Here is a 3,167-nt window from a genome sequence, read left to right on the forward strand (position 1 = left end):
TTCCCATTGTAATGGCCGCTATTAATTGAAGAAGCAACTGTGAATATCTTCATAGTTGAACCAGGTTCGTAAGCATCTTGAATTAAAGTGTTTCGCCAAATTTTATCTAACCCTTGCTTTGTAGTAGCATTAAAAGTTGGTCTTTGAGTTGCAGCTAGAATGTCACCTGTCTTGGCATTCATTAATACCGCATTCATACTCTTTGGATGAACTTCGTTATAAACATTGGTCATTTCTGTTTCCATTAATGATTGTAATCTGTAATCCAATGTTGTATAAACATCATCACCATTTTTAGCGGGTTTATCAACAGTTTTACCTGTTTCAATTTGTACCCCTGAGTTATCGGTTTGAGAGGTTTTATATCCATCTTTACCAGTAAGTAATTCGTTATATACTTTTTCGATTCCCATTTGTCCAGTTAAACTGACTTTGGATGTCTTAGGATCAGATTGTGCTGATGCATATCCAATCAAGTGAGAAGCAAAGACCCCATTAGGGTATAGTCGTGATGGTTGTTGTAAGAAATTCAAACCAGAAATGTGGTATGAATCTAATTTTTGTTTTTGAGTTAATGAAATATTGGTACCAGCATTTCCAAATTCAACTTGGAATGCATTTGTACTTGGGTTCAAATCTTTTAAAGCTTCCTTGTAAGTAATTGGAAGCACACTAGAAATAGCTTTGGCAGCTTTTTCCTTATTAGTAATATATAAAGGTTCGTTATTTAGACCAATTTGTTTCTTATTTAAAATTGCATACATAGTATACACATTAGTATCTTCTGCTAAAGGTTGACCATTTGCATCATAGATAGTTCCACGTTTAGCAGAAATAACATTACTTTTTGTGTATAAGCTTTGAGCCATTTGGGTTAAATTAACACCACGAACTGTCTTAAAAACAGATACATATGTAAATCTTAATGCCATACACAAAAAAACGCCTAGACATAGCAATAGTAGAAATTGCCCATAGTGAATACGGTTGTTTCGGCGTTTTTTTAAAATTTCCCGATTATTTAACTTACTCATTTGCTAACATTCCTTACGTTTTTATTAGACAAAGATAAACCGGCTTGTTTAGCAATTTTTTGCAATCTATTAGCACTTTGCAATTCACTTGCTTCTTGTTTCAAAATACTGTTGCTATCTTTGACCTTCGTTAGTGCACTGGTTGTAACTTGTAGATTAGCTGCTTGATTACTTAGCGCAATTTTTTGACTAACCAATGCGATCATTAAAAAGAATACAACTGAAAGGCCTAAAATTACAACAGTTTTTTCAAACTTTGATAGTCCTAATTTTACATTAATTTCATTTTCTTGATTTTGGTATGTTTGTTGTTCCCCAGCAGAATAATAACCGGGTACCGCATATGTGTTATTTGCTAGATTATTTTGTGCCATCAGCTTACTCTTCTCTCTTATTTATTAATTCTCTCGATAACTCTCAATTTTGCACTATGTGAACGATGATTTTCTCTCAGTTCATCATCACTAGGTAGGATTGGTTTTTTATTAACCAATTTATAGTCCGGTTTCATATCTTCCGGAATAATCGGTAATCCACTTGGTAAATCACCAATTGTTGTTTTTTCTTTAAACATCGTTTTAACTAAACGGTCTTCTAATGATTGGAATGTAATTACACTAACTCTCCCATTAACTCCAATTAAATCAAGGGATTTTTCTAATGATTCTTCTAAAGCTCCCAGTTCATCGTTAACCGCAATTCTCAATGCTTGGAATACTTTCTTTGCAGGATGACCTCCATGTCTTCTTACTGCAGCAGGTATCCCCTCTTTAATTACATCAACAAGTTCTTCAGTAGTATCTATTGAATGAGATTCTCGGTTTCTTTCAATAGCTCTTGCAACTTGCTTAGAAAACTTTTCTTCACCATATCTAAAAAAGATTTTGACTAGCTTTTCATATGGCCATTCATTCACAATTTTCCAAGCATCTAATGAATTTCGTTGATCCATTCTCATATCCAATCTAGCATCATGTTGATAACTAAATCCTCTGCTAGCATCATCGAATTGTGGAGAAGAAACACCTAAGTCATATAAAATTCCATCAACTTCGTCGATACCAATGTTAGCCATTTCTTCTTTAATATTACGAAAGTTATTTCTGATAAATGAAACTTTTCCTTCGTCTATGTATTGCTTTAAATTATCTTGATTATAGTCAATCGCGACTTGATCTTGATCAAAGGAATAAAGATGCCCGGTGGTCAATTGTGAAAGAATTCTAGCACTATGGCCTCCCCCACCAAGGGTACAGTCAATATATACACCTTCAGGATTAATGTTTAATCCCTCAACAGCTTCTTTAAGTAATACTGTTTCGTGTTTAAATTCTGTCATAATTACTCCCCTCTCCTTCTAAAAGTCAATTAAGTCTTCAGCAATATCGTCGAATTCTTCTCCAGCAGTCTTAGAGAATTCATCCCACTTATCTTTGCTCCAAATTTCAATACGAGTAGAAACTCCCACAATCACACACTTTTTATCAATTTCGGCATAGCTTAATAGTGTGTCGGGAATGTTAACCCTTCCCTGACTATCAATCTTACTTTCATCAGCAGCAGAAAATAGAAAACGTGAGAAAGATCTAGCCGATTTCTTACTTACTGGAAGTTGGTTTATTTTTTCTTCCACTTTTCTCCACTCATTCATTGGGTAACCGAACAAACAACCGTCTAGTCCCCTAGTAATGATGAAAGTCGTACCAATTTCTGATCTAATTTTGGAAGGAATGATCAAGCGTCCCTTTGAATCAATTGAATGTTCATATTCACCCATTAACACGCTCACTTCACTCCTTCCAATTTATATTATCTTGATTTTACCACTATCCACCACTATGTACCACATTATTATCAAATTTATTTCAAAAATTGCCGTTTTATACCACTTTAACCATTAATTGCGGTAAAAAAAGACAATAAAAAAGAGCTATTGCATAGCAATAACTCTTGATATTAAAGGATTTTGGCCGCACAGACTATAATTGTGGAGGCCCATCCCACAAAAATGAAAATTACGGAGAATCTCCAGGCGATTTTGTAAAAAATCCCCACTTTGGCGTTATCACGATTAAAGACGTAATAAACTCCATATACTAACAAAATTATAAATAGAACTAACAGTATATATGG

Annotated in this window: 4 protein-coding genes; all 4 read right to left on the reverse strand. The window is 34.1% G+C overall.

Annotated features, from left to right (window positions below):
• On the reverse strand, positions 1 to 932 hold a 932-nt coding region (locus M3005_RS04650; RefSeq protein WP_293794129.1), incomplete at its 3' end, for a penicillin-binding transpeptidase domain-containing protein.
• A gap of 98 nt (positions 933 to 1,030) precedes the next feature.
• Entirely contained in the window at positions 1,031 to 1,408 is a 378-nt protein-coding gene (locus M3005_RS04655; protein ID WP_293794130.1) for a septum formation initiator family protein, read from the reverse strand.
• 17 nt (positions 1,409 to 1,425) lie between these two features.
• The gene (gene rsmH / locus M3005_RS04660) at positions 1,426 to 2,373 is read right to left on the reverse strand and encodes a 16S rRNA (cytosine(1402)-N(4))-methyltransferase RsmH (protein WP_293794132.1); all 948 of its coding nucleotides are present in this window, start codon (positions 2,371 to 2,373) and stop codon (positions 1,426 to 1,428) included.
• A gap of 18 nt (positions 2,374 to 2,391) precedes the next feature.
• Positions 2,392 to 2,817 carry a division/cell wall cluster transcriptional repressor MraZ gene (mraZ, locus tag M3005_RS04665; RefSeq protein ID WP_293794134.1) on the reverse strand — a complete coding sequence of 142 codons (426 nt, stop codon included), beginning with the start codon at positions 2,815 to 2,817 and terminating at the stop codon, positions 2,392 to 2,394.
• Positions 2,818 to 3,167: the final 350 nt, after the last annotated feature.

This window comes from Apilactobacillus sp., assembly GCF_025290035.1.
GTDB lineage: Bacteria > Bacillota > Bacilli > Lactobacillales > Lactobacillaceae > Apilactobacillus.